The organism is Leisingera sp. ANG-M7, from assembly GCF_000813965.1.
GTDB lineage: Bacteria > Pseudomonadota > Alphaproteobacteria > Rhodobacterales > Rhodobacteraceae > Leisingera.
On record NZ_JWLI01000001.1, the window covers coordinates 378,318 to 397,810 of the forward strand.

General features: G+C 64.2%; 18 protein-coding genes. 12 read left to right on the forward strand and 6 right to left on the reverse strand.

Annotation, left to right across the window (positions count from 1 at the left end; genetic code table 11):
* Positions 1–34: 34 nt before the first annotated feature.
* From RA26_RS01960 to RA26_RS01985, 6 genes are all read right to left on the reverse strand, one after another.
* The gene (locus RA26_RS01960; protein ID WP_039179011.1) at positions 35–2,398 is read right to left on the reverse strand and encodes a xanthine dehydrogenase family protein molybdopterin-binding subunit; all 2,364 of its coding nucleotides are present in this window, start codon (positions 2,396–2,398) and stop codon (positions 35–37) included.
* 100 nt (positions 2,399–2,498) lie between these two features.
* On the reverse strand, positions 2,499–2,984 hold the full coding sequence (locus RA26_RS01965; RefSeq protein WP_019295922.1) for a (2Fe-2S)-binding protein: 486 nt from the start codon (positions 2,982–2,984) through the stop codon (positions 2,499–2,501).
* A gap of 164 nt (positions 2,985–3,148) precedes the next feature.
* The gene (locus RA26_RS01970) at positions 3,149–4,150 is read right to left on the reverse strand and encodes a molybdopterin-binding protein (RefSeq protein WP_039179014.1); all 1,002 of its coding nucleotides are present in this window, start codon (positions 4,148–4,150) and stop codon (positions 3,149–3,151) included.
* Positions 4,147–5,127 carry an XdhC family protein gene (locus RA26_RS01975; protein ID WP_446720167.1) on the reverse strand — a complete coding sequence of 327 codons (981 nt, stop codon included), beginning with the start codon at positions 5,125–5,127 and terminating at the stop codon, positions 4,147–4,149. Before RA26_RS01975 ends, RA26_RS01970 begins: the two co-directional genes overlap by 4 nt.
* 77 nt (positions 5,128–5,204) lie before the next feature.
* Positions 5,205–6,467 carry a vWA domain-containing protein gene (locus tag RA26_RS01980; protein WP_039179017.1) on the reverse strand — a complete coding sequence of 421 codons (1,263 nt, stop codon included), beginning with the start codon at positions 6,465–6,467 and terminating at the stop codon, positions 5,205–5,207.
* Positions 6,468–6,524: 57 nt separating this feature from the next.
* Complete coding sequence (locus tag RA26_RS01985) at positions 6,525–7,430, reverse strand: AAA family ATPase (protein ID WP_039179019.1); 906 nt, start codon at positions 7,428–7,430, stop codon at positions 6,525–6,527.
* A 209-nt stretch (positions 7,431–7,639) separates the two neighbouring features.
* Between RA26_RS01985 and RA26_RS01990 the strand changes: the two genes are divergently transcribed.
* The 12 genes from RA26_RS01990 (at position 7,640) to RA26_RS02045 (ending at position 19,493) form a co-directional block, all read left to right on the forward strand.
* The gene (locus tag RA26_RS01990) at positions 7,640–8,701 is read left to right on the forward strand and encodes a glycosyltransferase family 2 protein (RefSeq protein ID WP_039179022.1); all 1,062 of its coding nucleotides are present in this window, start codon (positions 7,640–7,642) and stop codon (positions 8,699–8,701) included.
* A 156-nt stretch (positions 8,702–8,857) separates the two neighbouring features.
* On the forward strand, positions 8,858–9,814 hold the full coding sequence (locus RA26_RS01995; protein WP_039179948.1) for a hypothetical protein: 957 nt from the start codon (positions 8,858–8,860) through the stop codon (positions 9,812–9,814).
* A gap of 64 nt (positions 9,815–9,878) precedes the next feature.
* On the forward strand, positions 9,879–10,922 hold the full coding sequence (gene pyrC / locus RA26_RS02000; RefSeq protein ID WP_039179025.1) for a dihydroorotase: 1,044 nt from the start codon (positions 9,879–9,881) through the stop codon (positions 10,920–10,922).
* Positions 10,923–10,991: 69 nt separating this feature from the next.
* A complete protein-coding gene (locus RA26_RS02005) occupies positions 10,992–11,669 on the forward strand; it encodes an orotate phosphoribosyltransferase (RefSeq protein WP_039179029.1) in 678 nt (225 codons plus the stop codon).
* A 334-nt stretch (positions 11,670–12,003) separates the two neighbouring features.
* A complete protein-coding gene (locus RA26_RS02010) occupies positions 12,004–13,542 on the forward strand; it encodes a replicative DNA helicase (RefSeq protein WP_039179033.1) in 1,539 nt (512 codons plus the stop codon).
* 76 nt (positions 13,543–13,618) lie between these two features.
* A complete protein-coding gene (locus RA26_RS02015; RefSeq protein ID WP_342586108.1) occupies positions 13,619–14,611 on the forward strand; it encodes an agmatine deiminase family protein in 993 nt (330 codons plus the stop codon).
* A 104-nt stretch (positions 14,612–14,715) separates the two neighbouring features.
* A complete protein-coding gene (gene alr / locus RA26_RS02020; RefSeq protein ID WP_039179036.1) occupies positions 14,716–15,753 on the forward strand; it encodes an alanine racemase in 1,038 nt (345 codons plus the stop codon).
* On the forward strand, positions 15,750–16,532 hold the full coding sequence (locus tag RA26_RS02025) for an MlaE family ABC transporter permease (RefSeq protein WP_039179040.1): 783 nt from the start codon (positions 15,750–15,752) through the stop codon (positions 16,530–16,532). Before alr ends, RA26_RS02025 begins: the two co-directional genes overlap by 4 nt.
* On the forward strand, positions 16,529–17,275 hold the full coding sequence (locus RA26_RS02030; RefSeq protein WP_039179042.1) for an ABC transporter ATP-binding protein: 747 nt from the start codon (positions 16,529–16,531) through the stop codon (positions 17,273–17,275). Before RA26_RS02025 ends, RA26_RS02030 begins: the two co-directional genes overlap by 4 nt.
* Before the next feature lie 110 nt (positions 17,276–17,385).
* The gene (locus RA26_RS02035; protein ID WP_039179046.1) at positions 17,386–18,078 is read left to right on the forward strand and encodes a hypothetical protein; all 693 of its coding nucleotides are present in this window, start codon (positions 17,386–17,388) and stop codon (positions 18,076–18,078) included.
* A 21-nt stretch (positions 18,079–18,099) separates the two neighbouring features.
* A complete protein-coding gene (locus RA26_RS02040; protein WP_039179049.1) occupies positions 18,100–18,561 on the forward strand; it encodes a paraquat-inducible protein A in 462 nt (153 codons plus the stop codon).
* Positions 18,562–18,710: 149 nt separating this feature from the next.
* Positions 18,711–19,493 (forward strand): hypothetical protein, encoded by a 783-nt coding sequence (locus tag RA26_RS02045; protein ID WP_052272280.1) that lies wholly within the window; start codon positions 18,711–18,713, stop codon positions 19,491–19,493.

Genomic DNA, 19,493 nt, shown 5'->3' on the forward strand with positions numbered 1-19,493 from the left:
CCGGGGGTGCGGGGGCAGCGCCCCCGCGAACACCTCATCCATTCATCGCCGCCCAGACCCGCGCAGGCGACAGCGGCATGTCAATGTGGGCCACGTTCTTGCCGCCCGACTGCAGCGCGTCGATCACCGCGTTGACCACCGCTGGCGGTGATCCGATGGCGCCGGCCTCGCCGCAGCCCTTCACCCCCAGCGGATTGTGGGTGCAAGGCGTCTGGCAGGAATGGTCCACCTGGTAGAACGGCACGTCGTCGGCGCGCGGCATGGCGTAATCCATGAAGGAGGCCGACAGCAGCTGGCCGTCCTCGTCATAGGCGGCGTTTTCCAAGAGCGCCTGGCCGATGCCCTGCCCCAGCCCGCCATGGACCTGGCCGTCGACAATCATCGGGTTGATGATATTGCCGAAATCATCCGCCGCCGCGAACCGTTCAATGCTGACCTTGCCGGTATCCGGATCCACCTCCACTTCGCAGGCGTAGGCGCCGGCCGGATAGGTGAAGTTCGCCGGATCATAGAAGGCGGTCTCCTCCAGCCCCGGCTCCAGTTCCTCCAGCGGGTAGTTGTGGGGGACATAGGCGGTCAGGCAGACATCGCCCCAGGCCACCGACTTGTCGGTGCCCGCAACGGTGAACTGGCCGTCCTTCAACTCGATATCGGCGTCCGATGCCTCCATCAGGTGGGCGGCGATCTTCTTGGCCTTGGCGATGATCTTCTCGGTTGCCCGCACCATGGCGGAGCCGCAGACCGCGATGGAGCGCGAGCCGTAGGTGCCCATGCCAAAGGGCACCCGGCCGGTGTCGCCGTGCACGATGTCGACCATGCTCTCGTCGATGCCGATCATGTCGGCCACCACCTGCGGGAAGGAGGTTTCATGCCCCTGCCCGTGGGAATGTGCACCGACCATCACGCTGATGGAGCCGGTGGCATTGACCCGCACGGTGGCGGCATCATAGAGACCCGCCCGCGCGCCCAGCATGCCAACGATGTTGGAGGGAGCGATGCCGCAGGCCTCGATATAGCAGTTGACGCCAAAGCCACGCAGCTTGCCGTTCTTCTCGCTTTCAGCACGGCGGGCGGCAAAGCCTGCCACATCGGCGACCTGCTCCAGCTTGTCCATTGTCGCCACGTAATCGCCGGTGTCATAGGTCAGCGCCACCGGGGTTTCATAGGGAAACTCGGTGATGAAGTTCTGGCGGCGCAGGGCAACCGGGTCGGCGCCCAGCTCGCGCGCGGCCTTGTCGATCACCCGCTCCAACTGATAGGTCGCTTCCGGCCGGCCCGCGCCGCGGTAGGCATCCACCGGCACCGTGTTGGTGAAAACAGTCTTGACGTTCACCTGAACGATCGGCGTCTTGTAGTTCCCCGCCATCAGGGTGCCATGCAGGTAGCTGGGCACCGAGGTGGAGAAGGTCGACAGATACGCCCCCATATTGGCCATCGTATTTGTGCGCAGCGCGGTGAAGTTGTTGTCCGCATCCAGCGCAAGCTCGATCTTCGTCACATGGTCGCGGCCATGGGCGTCGGAGATAAACGCCTCTGCCCGGGTGGAGGTCCATTTCACCGCCCGCCCGCAGGCCTTGGCGGCGAAGGTGCAGAAGGCTTCCTCGGCGTAGTGGAAGATCTTGGAGCCGAAGCCGCCGCCCACGTCCGGCGCGATCACCCGCACCTTGTGCTCCGGCAGGCCCAGCACAAAGGCGCACATCAGCAGGCGGATCACATGCGGGTTCTGGCTGGTGGTATAAAGCGTGTGCTCATCCGTGGCGCGGCTATAATCGCCGATGGCCACGCGCGGCTCCATCGGGTTGGCAACCAGGCGGTTGTTCACGAGTTCCAGCGTGGTCACATGGGCGGCGCTGTCAAAGGCCGCTTGCACGGCATCGTCATCGGGATTTCCAAACACCCAGTCATAACAGAGGTTTGAGGTCAGATCCTCGTGCACTTTTGGGCTGCCGTCTGCAAGTGCCGCCCCCATGTTGACCACCGCGGGCTTGTCGCCCAGATCCAGCTCAATCGCTTCCGCCGCATCGCGGGCCTGTTCCAGCGTGTCAGCGACCACTGCGGCAACGATCTCACCCACGTGGCGGATCGTATCATGCGCGATGATCGGGTGGCGCGGCTCCTGCTGCGGGTTGCCATGGCGGTCGGTGACGCCCCAGCCGCAGGGGATGCCGCCCACCTCGGCGAAATCGGCGCCGGTGAAGATTTTCACCACGCCGGGCATTGCTTCAGCCGCGGATGTATCGATGGAATTGATGGTTGCGTGGGCCACATCAGCGCGCAGGAAATGCACATGGGCCTGGCCGTGCACGTTGATGTCGTCTGTATAGTTTCCGGCTCCTGTCAGGAACCGCACGTCCTCGCGCCGCTTGGGGCTGGCGCCGATGCCGTTATCTTTGGGCATGTCTGGTCTTCCTCCCTGGAGGGTGCTGCCTGTGCGGCGCACCTCTTTGTCAGTCACTCCTTGTTCAGCTCAGGCCGGGTGCCGGCCTGGGGTCGTCCGGTTATTCCGCCGCGATGGAGGAGACATCCTGGCCCGAGGCCGCCATGATCGCCTTGACGATATTGTGGTAGCCGGTGCAGCGGCACAGGTTGCCTTCAAGGTAGTCGCGGATTTCCGCTTCAGTGGGCTTGGGGTTGTCCTTCAGGAGCGCTGCCGCCGACATCACCATGCCCGGCGTGCAGAAGCCGCATTGCAGCCCGTGGTGGTCCTGGAACGCCTGCTGGATCGTGTTCAGCGAGCCGTCGGCGTTGGCCTGCCCTTCGATGGTGGCAACTTCGGCGCCTTCGGCCTCTTGCGCCAGCATGGTGCAGGCCTTCACCGCCTTGCCGTCCACATGCACCACGCAGGCGCCGCACTGGCTGGTGTCGCAGCCCACATGGGTGCCCGTGAGCCCCAGCTGCTCGCGCAGGAATGATGACAGCAGCGTGCGCCCTTCAACGTCGCCGCTGGCAGCCTTGCCGTTCACGGTCATGGAGACCTTGGCCATAGTACCCTCCCTTTAGCTTGTTTTTGTCTGGCTGAGGGGAGTTAAGCACGGGTGCCCCCGTTCCGCGAAGTGTTTTCCGGGGAAACAGAAGTGCAAATTCGCGTCAGCAGGGCTTACCCAAGGTTGTGACCTTGCGTCACAAATCCCGCGCTGCAGTGCCGCATTCAGCCTTCTGCGTCGCGGCGCGGCATCGGGCGGGTAGGAATTTCCTTCAACAGCCCGCCAACCCCCATGGCAGCGATATCGGCGGAGGTCACAGGCAGCCCGCAGATCACCCGCTCCAGCACCCAGTCGGCACCATTGAGGGCCGGAGACCGCGCGCAGCCCGGCAGGCCGATCACCACCCTCTCCTGATGTTTGCCGAGAAACAGCAGGTTGCCGGGATCCACGGGCATGCCGAAACGGGTCACCGTGCCGCCTGCCTGCCGCAGCCCTTGAGGCGCCACGTCATCAGGGTCAGAGGTGGCGGAGCCGGTGAGGATCAGCACCAGCTGCCCCGGCGCGTTTGTGATCGCCTCCGCCAGCGCGTCGTCCTGATGCGGCACGACCACGCGGGGCGTGAGGGTGATGCCCATCCGGTGCAGGCGGCCCGCCATCGCGGCGCGGCCCTTGTCCGAAGGGGTGTCCTCGCTCACCGTGGTTTCGATCAGCGTGGCAGAGGACAAGACGGGCGGCAGAACCCCGATCGCGTCCCCCACCCCCTCACTGGCGCGGCGGATGGCATCGGCGGGCACGCCGTAGGAGATGATCTTGATGGTCGCCAGCATGCCGCCCGCATCGGCGCGGTGATAATCCGGCACGGTGGCAACCGTGATCATCGGGTCCACTGCATTGACGCCCGCCAGCTTTTCCGGGTCCAGCCGCACCAGCCCGGCGCCAGTGGCATAGAGGTTCACCCGTCCGGTGCCGGCGCCGGAAATGCGGATGCCCTGTGCGGAGGGGTCCGGCACCAGCGCCTTGGCCAGCGCCTCCGCCGCGGCATCCTCGTGCAGGTCGGCAGGGTCGAGCCGGGCAACGGTCAGGGTGCCATGGCCGGCGGCAGAAAGGTTTGCGAGGTCGTCTGCACTCAGCACCGTGCCCTTGGCGACCTTGCCGCTGGCACCCTGCAGCGAGTGCGCGAGGATCGCGCCCTCGGCGTCTTCCAAGGGAACCGGGCCGAACCTCATGGCTGTTTGCCGCGCAGGACGGCGGTCAATTCCGACAGGATCGAGACGGCGATTTCCGCCGGGCCGGCGGCCCCGATATCAAGGCCGATGGGGCCATGGATGCGGGCAATCTGGTCTTCGGTGAACCCCGCCTCCTGCATCCGGGCAACGCGGGAGGCTTGGGTTTTCTTGCTGCCCAGCGCGCCGATGTAGAAGACATCCGCCGCCAGTGCCGCCTGCAGTGCCGGATCGTCCAGTTTCGGATCGTGTGTCAGCAGCACCAGCGCGGTGCGGGTATCCAGGCCCAACTTTTCGACCGCCTCATCCGGCCAATCGTCCATCAGGGTTTCGCCCGGGAACCGCTCCTGCGAGGCAAAAGCCGTGCGGGGGTCGATGATCACAGGGTCATAACCCGCAATCCGCGCCATCGGCACCAGCGCCTGAGTGATATGTACGGCACCAACGCAGATTAGCCGCAAAGGCGGATTGTGGACCGCCACGAAGGTCTCCCCGTCCTCCTCCAGCCCTGAGCGGTCCATCCGCATCCGGTCCGCGTAATCTGTGCCCGTGAGGCGGCGGGCGCCGGTGGTGAGGTTCACCTCATAGGCGACGAGGCTGCGGGCCGCGCGGGCCGCAACCAGTTCTTCCAGCAACGCCGCCGGCAAAGCAGTTCCGACAGGTTCCACCAGCACCTTGATGGTGCCGCCGCAGGCGAGGCCGACGGCAAAGGCGTCCGCGTCGCTGACGCCGAACTCCAAGAGCCGGTGCTGGCCATCCTGCAGCGCCTCCAGCGCCTCGCTCACGACCGCGCCCTCGACACAGCCGCCGGAGACCGAGCCCTCTATCTGACCTTCGCCCGAGACCACCAGTTGCGACCCGGTGCGGCGCGGGGCGGAGCCCCAGGTCTGCACCACGGTGGCCAGCGCCGCACCAGTGCCCGCCTTGTGCCAGTCCAGCGCGGTTTCCGGGGCGTGTTCAAACGGGGTCATGGATTGCATTGGCGGGCCTTCCGGTGTCCGGTTGGTTTGCGTTTAAACATCGGCGCTTGCGGCGCTGGTTTCAAGCGGCATCCGTATCAGAGCATCGCCATCAGCCGCGCCTTATCACCCGCATCAGAGGGGCTGGAGATCACCTGCGCCAGATCTTGCAGTGAGGCGATGGAATGGCCGGCGCGGAAACTGTCGGTGTAGGGCAGCATCGCACGGATGCCCTGTGCCTTGGGGGCAAAGCCGTCCCAGCGCAGCAGGGGGTTCAGCCAGATCAGGCGGCGGGACGACAATTGCAGGCGCTGCATTTCGCGCGAAAGGCCCTCGGGGTCGCCGCGGTCCAGCCCGTCGGTTATGAGCAGCACCACCGCGCCCTGCCCCATGACGCGCCGCGACCAGTCGCGGTTGAAGGCGTGCAGGCAGTCGCCGATCCGGGTGCCGCCCTCCCAGTCCTGCGCCTCCGCTCCCGCGGCGGCCAGCGCCGCGTCCACATCGCGCTGCTGCAAATGCCGGGTGATGTTGGTCAGGCGGGTGCCGAAGGTGAAGCCATGCACCCGCGCCCAGCCCTGCCCACCAGAATTTCCCCGGGCATTGGCGGCAGCGTGCAGGAAATGCAGGATGATGCGGCTGTACTGGCTCATCGAGCCGGAGATGTCGCAGAGCACCACCAGATTGGGCCAGCGGATGCGGCGTTTGGCGCGGGCGATCTGCTGCAGGTCGCCGCCCTGCCGCGCGGCATTGCGTAAGGTTTTGCGCCAGTCGGCCCGGTGCCCCCGCGGCGCAGCCATCAGGCGGCGGGACTGGATCGGGGTCACCGGCAGTTTCAGCTGCGCCAGAATGCGCTTGGCGGTGGCAACTTCCGCCGTGCTCATCTGTTCGAAATCCAGCGTCCTGAGGCGTTCCTCTGCTGACATGGTGCGGGAGGCGTCGATCTCAATCTCCGTGCCGTCCTCCTCTTCCGCCGACGTCTCCGGCTGCTCCAGCATGCCGTCCAGCAGCGCCTCTGCCGCGCGTTTTTCGGCGGGTTTGGCAGGGCGGTCCTCCTGCACGCCGCGGATGGCAGGCAGCATGGCGGCCATCATCTGCTCCAGATAGCGGGGGTCGCGCCAGAAGAGGCGGAACACCTGGGCAAAGACGGTGCGCTGTTCCGGCTTGGTGACAAAACAGGCGTGCAAGGCCCAGTAGAAGTCCCGACGGCTGGTAAAGCGCGCAGCGGCCACCGCGCGCACGGCGTCCAGCACCCGGCCCGGGCCGATGGGAAGCCCCGCCTTGCGCAGGGCCCGGGCAAAATGGGTGATGTTGCGGAGCAGCTTGGGGTCGTCCGGCAAGGTGAGCGGCGGGCAGTCAGGCACTAGCTCTCATGGGGGCGCTGCCCCATGCCCCCGGAGTATTTCCAGAAAGATGAAGCATCAGGCCGCGTCCAGGCTGGCCTTGGCCTGATCAAGGATGCGCTTGGCCTCGGAGCCGTGCAGGCGGGCGATGTCGTCCTGGTATTTCAGGATGGCGCCGAGGGTGTCGGCGATCACCTCGGGGCTGAGGGCGATGACGTCGAGCGCCAAGAGGCAATTGGCCCAGTCGATGGTCTCGGCCACCCCAGGCTTCTTGAACAAGTCCTCGGTGCGCAAGGACTGCACGAAGGCGACGATCTCTCGGCTGAGCTGTTCGCTGGCCTGGGGCGCGCGGGCGTGCAGGATGTCGAGTTCACGCTGGAAATCGGGGTAATCCACCCAGTGGTAGAGGCAGCGGCGTTTCAGGGCGTCATGCACCTCCCGCGTGCGGTTTGAGGTGAGGATGACAATCGGCGGCTCCGGCGCCTGGATGGTGCCAAGTTCGGGAATCGTCACCTGGAAATCGCTGAGCGCTTCCAGCAGGAAGGCCTCAAACGGTTCGTCGGTGCGGTCGAGCTCGTCGATCAGCAGTACCGGGGCGCCGTGCTCATCCGGGCGCATCGCCTGCAGGAGCGGGCGTTCGATCAGGTAATCGGCAGAGAACAGTTCGGTCTGCAGCGCTGTGCGGTCGGCGCTGCCCGCGGCCTCAGCCGTGCGGATCGCCACCATCTGGGCGGCGAAGTTCCATTCATAGACGGCGCTGGCGGCATCCAGCCCCTCGTAGCATTGCAGGCGGATCAGGCGGCGGCCCAATGCGGCGGCCAGCGCCTTGGCGATCTCTGTCTTGCCGGTGCCGGCCTCGCCCTCCAGAAACAGCGGGCGGCCCAGTTTCAGCGAGAGGAACACAACGGTGGCGAGCGCCCGGCCGCAAACGTAGCCCTGCTGCGACAGCAGCTCCTGCACCTGTTCGATGGTTTGTGCCTGCATCGATGACCTCCCCTTGCCCCGCCCAACAGGCCACGGGCAGGCGCAACGGTCAAGCGCAGGTGACCGCGACGCTGCGGCGAAGCGGGAGGGTTTGTATCGCAGCCGCCTTCGGGTAAGACTGGCGGCAACAAGAAAGAAAGCCGAGGCATGAGCAAGACACCCCAGATGCGGTTTCAACCGGCAGCCACGCGCTGCGGGAGCGTGTGACGATGGGGGTGCTGGCCATCCTGTGCGTGCGCAATGAAGGCGCGTTTCTGCTGGAATGGCTGGCCCATTACCGCGCGGCGGGCTTCACCGATTTCCTGGTGTTTTCAAACGATTGCCAGGACGGTACGGATGTGATGCTGGACCGTCTGGAGAAGATGGGGCAGCTGGCGCATGTGCGCAACGAAGGGCCTTATGGCAGCGAAGGCATTCAGTTCACCGCGCTCAAGATGGCGGACAAGCACCCGCTGATGAAAGCCGCGGATTGGGTGCTGGTGGCGGATATCGACGAGTTCCCCTGCATCAAGACCGGCGAAGGCACGGTGGCGGACCTGCTGGCGGCGCTGCCGGATGCGGATGCCATTCCCCTGACCTGGCGGCTGTTCGGCAATGGCGGCGTGGCGGCCTATGAGGACCGTCCGGTCACGGAGCAATTCACGCAATGCGCGCCTGAGGTAGTCCACTGGCCCTGGCGGGCGGTGATGTTCAAGACGCTCTACCGCAATGACGGCACCTATGGGAAATGCGGCGTGCACCGGCCCCGCAGCATCAAGGACAAGGCGCGGCTGGAGCGCTACCGCTGGTTTGACTGCGAGGGGCGCGAGCTGGGCGGGGACTTCAAGACCAAACGGCTGTTTTCCGATTACGGCCAGTCCAACACGCGGCTGGCGCAGCTGAACCATTACCCATTGGGTGCGATGGAGAGCTATGTGCTGAAAGCGGCCCGGGGCCGGGTGAACCGGCAGGCGCCGCTGGGCATGGATTACTGGGTTGAGCGCAACTATGCTGCCTGCGAGGACAATGCAATTGCCCGCTATGAGCCCGCGCGCGCTGCGCTGCAGGCGGAGCTGATGGCGGATGCGGAACTGGCCCGGCTGCATGGCACAGCCGTCGCCTGGCGCAAAACACAGTTCCTGGAGCTGATGCTGGCCGAGGAGAACCGGGCGCTGTTCACCCGCCTGATGATGACCCCGCCCGCGCGGGTGCTGACGGCGGAGGCAGGCGCACAGATGCGGCGCTTTGCGATGCTGGGACTGGCGGCAGAGGGCGGCATGCGGCAGGGCTAAGAGGGCATTGGCGCGCGATAGGCAGGCAACCGCCCGCTGATCGCCCCGGACCAGACAGTAAAGAGGCCTTAGTTTTTCCAAATTTAGCCTTATTTGTCACCTAGGCGTAAATCAGCAAAACCGCCGCTCGGCGCAGGGGGACTTAAGGTGGAAGTCATGCAGGACGGACTCGAAAATCTGGATGAAGACCTTTCGGGGCTGAAACCGGCGCAATGGAAGGCGCGGCTGGCGGCGCTGGCCGAAGCGCACGGCATGTACCAGCCGCTGGGCGACAAGCATTTCACCACCTTTATCGACCAGGGCAATACCCTGCTGGTGACGTTTGAAACTATGCAGGGCATCCACAACCTTTCGGACCAGGCGCAGCCGCTAGGGTTCGATTTGGTCAAGAACCTGGGCTGGTCGCATATGTGCGTGGTTTCTGACGGCGACACCTGGTTCCGTGACGAGCGCATCTATGGCTTCTTCGACCAGTTGATCGACGACGGCTTCTTTGACGAATTTGACAATGTGCTGTTCTACGGCGCGGGCCCTTGCGGGTATGCGGCAGCGGCGTATTCCGTGGCCTCCCCCGGTGCCACCGTTGTGGCAGTGCAGCCGCAGGCAACGCTGGACCCGAGGATGACCGAATGGGACGACCGCTTTGCCGAGAACCGGCGGCTGTCGTTCACCGACCGTTACGGCTATGCGCCGGACATGCTGGATGCTGCCGGGCAGGCCTTTGTCATCTATGACCCGCAGGAGCGGTTGGATGCGGCGCACGCGGCGCTGTTTGCCCGCAGGAATGTCACCCGGCTGCGCTCCAGCCACATGGGGGACGCGGTGCAGACCCGGTTGATCGAGATGGAGATGCTCTATCACATCCTGTCGCTGGCAGGCAGCGGAAAGCTGTCGGAGGCGGCCTTTTACAAGCTGTTCCGGGCACGGCGCAACAACCCGTTCTTCCTGCGCAACCTATTGGGCCGGCTGGAGCGGGAGGACCGCGGAGTGCTGATTGCGCTTCTTTGCCGCAACGTGACGGAGCGGATGCGGGCACCGCGGTTCCGCCGCCGCCTGGAGGAGATGCAGAAGCGTGCGGAAAACGGCGAATTCACCATCCCGGACAAGCGCTGAGCCAGACGGACCCGCGCGCATTCTGCCGCTTTGTTTCCCCGCCGCCATGTGCTAACGCACGCGCATGACCCAGACGCTGACCATCCCCCGCCCCGATGACTGGCACCTGCACCTGCGCGACGGCGCCATGCTGCAGGCCGTGCTGCCCGAAACCGCCCGCCATTTCGGCCGCGCGATCATCATGCCGAATCTGGTGCCGCCGGTGGTGACCGGGGCGCAGGCCGCCGCATACCGCGACCGCATCCTGGCAGCGCTGCCGGAGGGGATGGCGTTTGAACCGCTGATGACGCTTTACCTGACCGAGGACACCGACCCGGCGGATGTGGCTGCGGCCCACGCCAGCGGTCTGGTCAAGGCGGTGAAGCTGTACCCTGCGGGCGCCACCACCAATTCAGCCTCGGGTGTGACCAATTTCGACAATGTCCGTGCCGTGCTGGAGAAAATGGCCGAGATCGGCCTGCCGCTGTGCACCCACGGCGAGGTGACCGACCACGACATCGACATCTTCGACCGCGAGGCGGTTTTCATCGACCGTGTGCTGGACCCGATCCGGCAGTCGACACCGGGCCTGCGCGTGGTGATGGAGCATATCACCACCAAGAACGCCGCCGACTACGTGGCAAGCCAGGAGCGTGATCTGGGTGCGACGATCACTACGCACCACCTGATCATCAACCGCAACCACATCCTGGTCGGCGGTATCAAGCCGCATTACTACTGCCTGCCGGTCGCCAAGCGCGAGGAGCACCGTCTGGCGCTGCGCGCCGCTGCTACATCTGGCGATGCGCGTTATTTCCTGGGCACCGACTCGGCGCCGCACACCGACCCCAACAAGGAAAGCGCCTGCGGCTGTGCCGGCTGTTTCACCGCCACCAACACCATGTCCCTGCTGGCGCATGTGTTCGAGGAAGAAGGCGCGCTGGACAAGCTGGCGGGATTTGCCTCGGAAAACGGCCCGGCGTTCTATGGCCTGCCGGTGAGCGGCGAGACGCTGACCCTGACCAAGCAGGATGCGCCGGTGCAATTCCCTGAAAAGATCGAAAGCGGCGACGGACCTGTCACCGTGTTTGATCCGGGCTTCCCGGTCTATTGGAACGCAGGCGGCTGAGCCGCAAATTTCTTCGAAGAAATTTGCCAGGAAAATTCGAGTTTTCCTGGCGCCAGAAAGGACCCGACCATGATCCCCACCTCCTACCCGTCCAAAGAAGAAATCGCCCGCCTGTCGGCCCGGATGCTGCTGGAAATCGGCGCGGTGAACTTCAACACGGATGAGCCTTATACGCTGGCCTCCGGCCTGCCCTCGCCCAGCTATATCGACTGCCGCAAGCTGATCTCCTTTCCGCGCATCCGGACCACGCTGATGGATTTCCTGACCGTGACCGTGATGCGTAACGCGGGTTTCGAGGCGTTTGACAATATTGCGGGCGGCGAAACTGCCGGCATCCCCTTTGGCGCGCTGGTGGCCGAGCGCATGGCGCTGCCGATGACCTATGTGCGCAAAAAGCCCAAGGGCTATGGCCGCAATGCCCGTATCGAAGGGGTGATGACCGAGGATCAGCGGGTGCTGCTGGTGGAAGACATGACCACCGACGGCGGTTCCAAACTGTCCTTTGTGGATGCGATCCGCGAGACCGGCGCATCTTGCGGCCATACCGCGGTGATCTTCTATTACGACATCTTCCCCGAAACCACCAAACGCCTGGGCGAACACGGTGTTGAGCTGCATTACCTGTGCACCTGGTGGGATGTTCTGGCCGAAGCCAAAGCGCAGAAAAGCTTCAGCGACGAAACGCTGGCCGAAGTGGAGAAGTTCCTCAAGGACCCGCGCGCCTGGCAGGAAGCGCATAAGTCCTGAGGCGGATCAAAGGCTTGGGACGGCAGGCAGACCGCCCGCTGTTCCAGGGTTGGAAGCCGGTCAGGCGGACAATCGCCTTACGCGAAGTAAAGCGTTACAAGGCGGGCTGTGGACAAGCCCGCCCCGAATCGTTTTCCGTACAGGTTGGCGCGCAGATCTTGGGGCCTTCCCAGATTGCACCGCATCATGTAGCCTGAATAGGACAGGCTTGCTGGCCTTTTGCGGTAAACGGCCCACATACCCTGCGGCTTTATCCACAGGGAATCCACAGAGATTCCCAGATAGGAGAAATCCGCGCGGCACCGTATAAGCGGGCCGAGTGACGAGAGCAGTGATGAACGAGATTACCCCTTTCGACGGCGATATGCCGCCCCCTGCCCCGATGCCGGAGCATCTGCCTGCCCCCGCGCAAGCGGATCAGGCCATGCCGGATAATGAGCTGCCGCATTCGGTGGAGGCGGAACAGCAGCTGCTGGGCGCGATCCTGACCAACAACGAGGTCTACGACAAGATCGCGCTGATCATCGACTCTTCGCATTTCTACGACCCGGTCCACGCCCGCATCTATGAGGTTGCGGCGGCGCGGATCTCCAAGAACGCGCTGGCCTCGCCAGTGACGCTGAAAGCGTTCCTGGAGGATCACGAAGGGCTGAAGGAACTGGGCGGGCCGGCCTATCTGGCCAAGCTCGCGGGCGCGTCGATCTCCGCCTTTGCGGTGCGGGACTACGCGCAGATGATTTACGACCTGGCGATCCGGCGCGAGCTGATTGCCCTGGGCCAATCGATTGCAGAAAAGGCGCGCCGCGTTGACGTGGCATCAGAACCTAAAGAGCAGATCGTTGAGGCAGAGCAGTCGCTTTACCAGCTGGCAGAGCAGGGCCAGACGGAAAGCGGTTTCAAATCGTTCCTTAAGGCCGTCACCGAAGCGGTCAATGTGACAAACGAGGCGTATCAGCGGGGTGGCGGCATGGCCGGCATCTCGACGGGCCTGATGGACCTCGACAAACAACTTGGCGGCCTGCATCCCTCGGACCTTCTTATCCTCGCAGGCCGCCCCTCTATGGGGAAAACGTCGCTGGCGACCAACATCGCCTTCAACGTCGCAAAAGCATACAAACGCGGGGTGAAACCCGACGGATCGGAAGGGGCGCTGGATGGCGGCGTCGTCGGCTTCTTCTCACTGGAGATGAGCGCCGAGCAGCTGGCGGGGCGTATTCTGGCGGAAGCGTCTGAGATTTCCTCGCACAAGATCCGCCAGGGCGACATGACCGAAGGCGAATTCCGCCGCTTTGTGCAGGCGGCCAAGGATCTGGAAAGCTGCCCTCTGTTCATTGATGACACGCCCGCGATCCCGATCTCGCAGCTGGCCGCGCGCGCCCGCCGCCTGAAGCGGACGCACGGGCTGGACCTTCTGGTGATCGACTATCTGCAGCTCTGCCGCGGCATGTCGGACAACCGCGTGAACGAGATCGCTGAAATCTCGATGGGGATGAAGGCGATTGCCAAAGAATTGAACATCCCGGTGATCGCGCTGTCGCAGCTGTCGCGTCAGGTGGAAAACCGCGAAGACAAACGCCCGCAACTGTCGGACCTGCGGGAATCAGGCTCGATCGAGCAGGACGCCGACGTGGTGATGTTCGTGTTCCGCGAGGAATACTACAAGGAACGGGAAAAGCCCGGCGACCACGAGCTGGAAAAGATGGAAGAGTGGAAGCAGGCGATGGAGCGGCTGCACGCCAAAGCCGAGGTCATCGTCGGCAAGCAGCGTCACGGCCCCATCGGCACGGTGGAGCTGTCGTTCGAGGCGCAGTTCACCCGCTTCGGCAACCTCGCCAAGGCTTGGCAGCAAGGACATGAAGACGGCGGCTATTAACCGCCGCCGGTTTCTGGCCGGTTCAATGGCCGGTGCCGCGGGCTCCGGCGTTTTGCCCATTGCGGGAGGTCCGGGCATGGCACAGGACGGTTTCCGGGTGCCGCCGGAAGAGGCTCCGCATCAGCTGACCTTCATGCAATGGCCGGTAACGCCTGAAGTCTATGGCACCGGGCGCTACCGCAGACAGGTTCAAAACCAGATTGCGAGGATTGCCAATACTGTTGCGGAGTTCGAGCCGGTGGTGATGCTGACAGCAACAGAAGAGCACGCCCGCGCCCGGCGCAAACTGTCCGGCAAGGTGGAGCTGTGGGACATTCCTGCAGATGATCTGTGGTGCCGCGACTCCGGTCCCTTGTTCGGGCGCGACGGGCGCGGGCAACTGTCAGTGCGGCAACTGAATTTCAACGGCTGGGGCCGTTACCATCTGCCAAATGATGAACGCATCGCTGCACGGGTGGCGGAGCGGCTGGGGCTGCCGCTGTTTGACAGTGGCATCAAGGGCGAGGCCGGCGGGGCGGAGGCGGACGGCCATGGCCTGTTGATGGCCAATGAAAGCAGCTGGGTGAATGCTAACCGCAACCCCGGCCTGAGCCGCAGCGAAATTGAAACGGCCCTGCTGGCCGCCTATGGCGCGGACCGGATGATCTGGGGCAAGGGCGTCAAGGGCCAGGACGTGACCGATGACCACATCGACGGGCTGGCCCGCTTCATCGGCGGAGGCCGCGTGCTGATGATGCTGGCAGAGGCGCCTGTGCCCGGCGATCCGTTTGATGCCTCCGCCCGGCAGTTGCAACGGCGCCTGCTGGAGGCGGGCCTTCAGGTGGACACCCTGCCCTGGCCCGAGGCCGGGCGGATCAGGGACGTGAACAGCCAGTGCAGCTATGTGAACTACTACGTCTGCAACGGCGGGCTGATCGCACCTGAAAGCGGCGACAGGCGCACCGATGCGCTGGCCGCAGAGGCGCTGCGCCGCCACTATCCCGGGCGTGAACTGGTGATGCTGGACACCGATCTGCTGGCTGAGCTTGGTGGCGGCATCCATTGCGCCACCCAGCAGATGCCCGCCTGAGGTGGCTGCCACAGACCGCCCAGCACCCTGAAAGCAGGCAACTATTGGCCTGTGTGGCGGGTTTTCCCACTTGACCTGCGCCCCTCCCATGTCATGAACACCGCATGAGCACGGCAAAACTGACAATCAACCTGGATGCGCTGGTCACCAACTGGCGGAATCTGGATGCGCTGACCAATTGCGAGACTGCCGCAGTGGTGAAGGCGAACGGGTACGGCCTGGATGCGGGCCGGGTGGGCAAGGCGCTGGCCAAGGCCGGTGCGCGCAATTTCTTTGTGGCGGCGGCCGAAGAAGGCGGCGCGCTGCGCCGTGCGCTGGGGCCGGGCCCCGGCATCTCGGTGTTCTCCGGCCATATGGAGGGCGACGCAAAGCTGCTCAAAGATTTCCAGCTGACGCCGATGCTGAACTCGCTGGATCAGATGCTGCGCCATTTCGAAACCCTGCCGGGCCACCCGTTCGGGGTGCAGCTGGACAGCGGCATGAACCGGCTGGGGATGGAGCACGGCGAATGGGCCGCGGTGGCAGAGATTGCCCTGGGTCAGAACCCGGTGCTGCTGATGTCGCATCTGGCCTGCGCCGATGAGCCCGCGCATGACATGAATGCGCAGCAGTTGAAGGCCTTCCGCGAAATGACGGACGGACTGGAGGTGCCGCGCTCGCTGGCGGCCACCGGCGGCATGCTGCTGGGCAAGGAGTATCATTTTGACCTCTGCCGCCCCGGTGTCGGGCTTTATGGCGGGCTGCCGTTCACCGACGCGGTGCCGGTGGTGCAGCTGGACCTGCCGGTCATTCAGGTGCGCGATATGGAACCGGGCGAAAGCGCCGGTTACGGCAATGCCTGGACCGCACAGCGCCCCAGCCGCATCGCTACCGTTGCCGCAGGTTACGCCGACGGGCTGCACCGGGCGATGGGCAAAGGCGGCATTCACGTCTACGCGGGCGAGACCCCCTGCCCCGTGGTCGGCCGCGTTTCGATGGATCTGATTACTGTGGATGTCACCGATCTGGGTGAGGTCCCGCAGATGCTGGCAATCCTCAACGAGCGTCAGACCGTCGACATGCTGGCCGACGCGGCCGGCACCATCGGCTATGAGATCCTGACCTCCTCGGGCCATCGGTCGGCGCGGACATATCTGGGATGAATCCAATCGCTCTCCTGGCCCGGCTGGGCCGCACCGCCCTGGCGGGGCTGGCGGCTGTCGGCCGCGCGGCGCTGTTTGCACTCAGCGCCTTCAGCCACATGATCCGCCCGCCCTATTACCCGCGCGAGTTCTTTCAGGCGCTGTTGAACGTCGGCTGGCTGTCGCTGCCGGTCGTCGGCCTCACCGCGATTTTCACCGGCGGCGCGCTGGCGCTGCAGATCTATGCGGGCGGCGCCCGGTTCAACGCCGAAGCCGTGGTGCCGCAGATCGTCGCCATCGGCATGGTGCGGGAACTTGGCCCGGTGCTGGTCGGGCTGATGATCGCGGCGCGCGTGACCTCCTCCATCGCGGCAGAGATTGCCACCATGAAGGTGACTGAACAGATCGACGCGCTGGTGACGCTGTCCACCCATCCGATGAAATACCTGGTGGCCCCGCGGGTGCTGGCGGCGCTGATCACGGTGCCGGTGCTGGTCGGTGTCGGCGACATCATCGGCATCATGGGCGGCTACACCGTGGCGGTACAGAACCTCGGCTTCAACCCGGCGGCCTACCTCAAGAACACCGTCGATTTCCTGGAAGCGCTCGACATCATCTCCTCGCTGGTCAAGGGCGCGGCCTTTGGCACCATCGCGGCGATGATGGGCTGCTATTACGGTATGCAATCGGGCCGCGGCGCGCAGGGCGTGGGCCGCGCCACCAAGGGCTCGGTGGAATCCGCCGCCGTCCTGATCCTGGCCGCCAACTTTGTCCTCACAGGGGTGTTCTTCTCGCTATGATCCGCATGGAAAACGTCCACAAGGCCTTTGGCGACAACCGCGTGCTGAACGGCATGAACCTGGAGATCGCCAAGGGCACTTCGATGGTGATCATCGGCGGCTCCGGCACCGGCAAGTCAGTGGCGCTGAAAAGCATCCTGGGGCTGATCCAGCCCGACTCCGGCCAGATTTACGTTGACGGCAAGCCCGCCGGATCGGGCGACCGCGACAAGTTCCTGGCGCGCTTTGGCATGCTGTTTCAGGGCGGCGCGCTGTTTGACAGCTTGCCGGTCTGGCAGAACGTCGCCTTCCGCCTGCTGCGCGGCGCGCTAAAGCGCCCGCAGGAGGAAGCCCGCGAGATCGCCATTGAAAAGCTGCGCCGGGTGGGTCTGAAGGCGAATGTCGCCGACCGGTTCCCGGCGGAACTGTCGGGCGGCATGCAAAAACGCGTCGGCCTCGCCCGCGCGATTGCCGCCGAACCTGAGATCATCTTCTTTGATGAGCCGACCACCGGCCTCGACCCGATCATGTCGGGCGTCATCAACGACCTGATCCGCGAGATCGTGGTGGAGATGGGCGCCACAGCCATGACCATTACCCATGACATGACCTCAGTCCGGGCGATTGCCGACAATGTGGCGATGCTGCATGGCGGGGTGATCCAATGGACCGGTCCGGTGAGCGAGATGGACCAGTCGGGCGATCCCTATATGGAGCAATTCATCCACGGCCGCGCGGAGGGGCCGATCGAGGCGGTGCGGTAAAGCTTCCCCGTTCAGGAAATACCGTAACTGTGGACTTTCACCGGACCAGCTCACTTGAATTTTCAACCAAACCAATCAGGTGCCGAGTGAATTCATCTTGAGGTATAATTTTGAAACCGTCATTAGCGTTCGGAGATCTAATCGGGGCACTGCTTACCCCTATTTTTGAAGCAATTTTCGCATTCCTTCAGGGCGTCCTGGCCTTTTTCATAGAGCTATTGGCACCCTTTCTCTTTCCTGTTTTCGAGTTCATAGGCGCTGTCATAAGCGGCCTTTTTCTGATGGTGACTTCTCTTGTTTGGGGGGTCATCGAAGCGCTTGGCATGGCGCAGCAGGCGCGCGGGCTTTCGCTGGCAGCCTACGCCCTGTCCGCAGCAGGTTTTGTGTACCTGCTGTACGGGTTTATGTTTGGCGGGTTATCCTCGCAGGAAATGTATTACCCGGGCTGGGCCGTCCTCTCCGCTTTGTCGATCGCGGTCTTTGGCTTGCTTCTTGGCTGGGTTCTTTTTGACCCTCCAGAGGACCGCCGCGGGCACCGGAAGGAAGAAGGCAAGCAGGAAGCAGAACAAGGTAAGGACGCTTCGAATTCAGGCAGGAGGCTGAGACTCCGTCATGCTCTGGTATTCTTTGCTGCCGGATGTCTGACGGCCTGGGGCCTTGTCTGGTACACAACACCGCGAGCGACCAGCCTTCCACCATGCACGACCAGCGGCAAGCTGCGGAATTTCGCAGCTGATGCCCTCGGCAAACATGGCAAGGAGCTTACCGCGGACATGGTGGGCAACCGGAATTGCACTGACTAAATTGCGCGTCTGAGACATAGAATGAACAAAAACCTGATAAAGATTGCGACCCTCTCCCTGCTGATCCTCTACCCCGTCGCCTGGTTTGCGCCGCTGATGCGTGCGGGTCTGCTGCCGATCTTCGGCCTGAGCGAGATCTCGGTCATCACCGGCCTGCAAAGCCTTTGGGGCAGCGACGCGGTGCTGGCGCTGATCGTCACCTTCTTTGCGATCTTTGCCCCCTACCTCAAAACCATCGGCACCGCGCTGGTGCAGTGGCAGCTGATGGACGCCCGCGTGCAGAAAGTGCTGCATGTGCTGGGCAAGCTGGCAATGGCCGATATTTTCCTGATCGCGCTCTACATCACACTGGCCAAGGGCATTGGCCTGGCAACCATCGAGACCGCCTGGGGGCTTTACATGTTCACCGCCTGCATTCTGGCCTCGATTGTGCTGGGGATGCTGACGGAGCGCGCGGCCGAAGCAGCGCAGGAGATGCGTTAAGCCCTTGATCCGGCGGAAAACCGCTCCATTTCATAGTGCCGGACAAGTGAAAACGCATCGACATGGGACCGGCAAGCTGCGCCCGGATCGGGCATTCCCCCTGCCCCGTCGGCCCCGTGGGGACATGTGCATCTGCTGGAGGGGGGCCTATGGCCGGCATTCAATCCATCCTGTTCATCGCGCAGACCGCGCTCATGCGGTTTGCCTTTGCACTGATCTGCCTGGCCGCCGCGGCGATGCTGGCGGCAACCACACTGTCGGCCCTGGGCGTTTGGCCCTGGCTGTCACTGCAGGCGGGCCTGGGCGGCGAACCGATGCCGCAGGCCGGAATGGCCGCCCAGATCGCGTTGACCGCATTGGCGGTGATGCTGGCGTTCTTTCTGCCCGCCAACGGGCGCATCATGGCGCTGGAAACCTCGCACCGGCGGTTTTCCATGAACATGGAGGACGTGCTGCAGGCCTATCAGTTGGCCCATGCCGGCGACCGCGCAGGCGTGTTCACCCTGACCTCCGAGTTTGATGCGGTGAAGGAACGGCTGGCGTTCATGCGGGATCATCCTGACCTGCAGGGGCTGGAGCCGGATGTGCTGGAAGTGGCCGCGCAGATGAGCCAGGTGAGCCGCGAGCTGGCGGAGACCTATTCAGATGCCAAAGTGGCTCGCGCCCGCCAGTTTTTGAAGCAGCGGCAAGAAGAGCTGGAGATCTTCAAGGCGCGGCTGGAGGACGCCCAGATCATCATGCATGAGCTGCGCCAGTGGACCCGCGACGTGGAGATCGAAGAGAGCATCGCCAAGTCGCATCTGGGCCGGCTGCGCGGCGAGTTGTTTGAACTGCTGCCGGAACTGTCGGCGCAGTTGCAGGGCCAGCCGGACGGCTCGGACCCGGAAGGCGGCAGCGTGGTGCCGATCCAGCCGCCGCGCCGCGCCGACTGA

What these genes read in the sequence shown, in the direction of transcription:
- RA26_RS01960 (WP_039179011.1), bottom strand. Translation starts at nt 2,398, where the DNA reads ATGCCCAAAGATAACGGCATCGGCGCCAGCCCCAAGCGGCGCGAGGAC.
- RA26_RS01965 (WP_019295922.1), bottom strand. Translation starts at nt 2,984, where the DNA reads ATGGCCAAGGTCTCCATGACCGTGAACGGCAAGGCTGCCAGCGGCGAC.
- RA26_RS01970 (WP_039179014.1), bottom strand. Translation starts at nt 4,150, where the DNA reads ATGAGGTTCGGCCCGGTTCCCTTGGAAGACGCCGAGGGCGCGATCCTC.
- RA26_RS01975 (WP_446720167.1), bottom strand. Translation starts at nt 5,127, where the DNA reads ATGCAATCCATGACCCCGTTTGAACACGCCCCGGAAACCGCGCTGGAC.
- RA26_RS01985 (WP_039179019.1), bottom strand. Translation starts at nt 7,430, where the DNA reads ATGCAGGCACAAACCATCGAACAGGTGCAGGAGCTGCTGTCGCAGCAG.
- RA26_RS01990 (WP_039179022.1), top strand. Translation starts at nt 7,640, where the DNA reads ATGGGGGTGCTGGCCATCCTGTGCGTGCGCAATGAAGGCGCGTTTCTG.
- RA26_RS01995 (WP_039179948.1), top strand. Translation starts at nt 8,858, where the DNA reads ATGCAGGACGGACTCGAAAATCTGGATGAAGACCTTTCGGGGCTGAAA.
- pyrC (WP_039179025.1), top strand. Translation starts at nt 9,879, where the DNA reads ATGACCCAGACGCTGACCATCCCCCGCCCCGATGACTGGCACCTGCAC.
- RA26_RS02005 (WP_039179029.1), top strand. Translation starts at nt 10,992, where the DNA reads ATGATCCCCACCTCCTACCCGTCCAAAGAAGAAATCGCCCGCCTGTCG.
- RA26_RS02010 (WP_039179033.1), top strand. Translation starts at nt 12,004, where the DNA reads ATGAACGAGATTACCCCTTTCGACGGCGATATGCCGCCCCCTGCCCCG.
- RA26_RS02015 (WP_342586108.1), top strand. Translation starts at nt 13,619, where the DNA reads ATGGCACAGGACGGTTTCCGGGTGCCGCCGGAAGAGGCTCCGCATCAG.
- alr (WP_039179036.1), top strand. Translation starts at nt 14,716, where the DNA reads ATGAGCACGGCAAAACTGACAATCAACCTGGATGCGCTGGTCACCAAC.
- RA26_RS02025 (WP_039179040.1), top strand. Translation starts at nt 15,750, where the DNA reads ATGAATCCAATCGCTCTCCTGGCCCGGCTGGGCCGCACCGCCCTGGCG.
- RA26_RS02030 (WP_039179042.1), top strand. Translation starts at nt 16,529, where the DNA reads ATGATCCGCATGGAAAACGTCCACAAGGCCTTTGGCGACAACCGCGTG.
- RA26_RS02040 (WP_039179049.1), top strand. Translation starts at nt 18,100, where the DNA reads ATGAACAAAAACCTGATAAAGATTGCGACCCTCTCCCTGCTGATCCTC.
- RA26_RS02045 (WP_052272280.1), top strand. Translation starts at nt 18,711, where the DNA reads ATGGCCGGCATTCAATCCATCCTGTTCATCGCGCAGACCGCGCTCATG.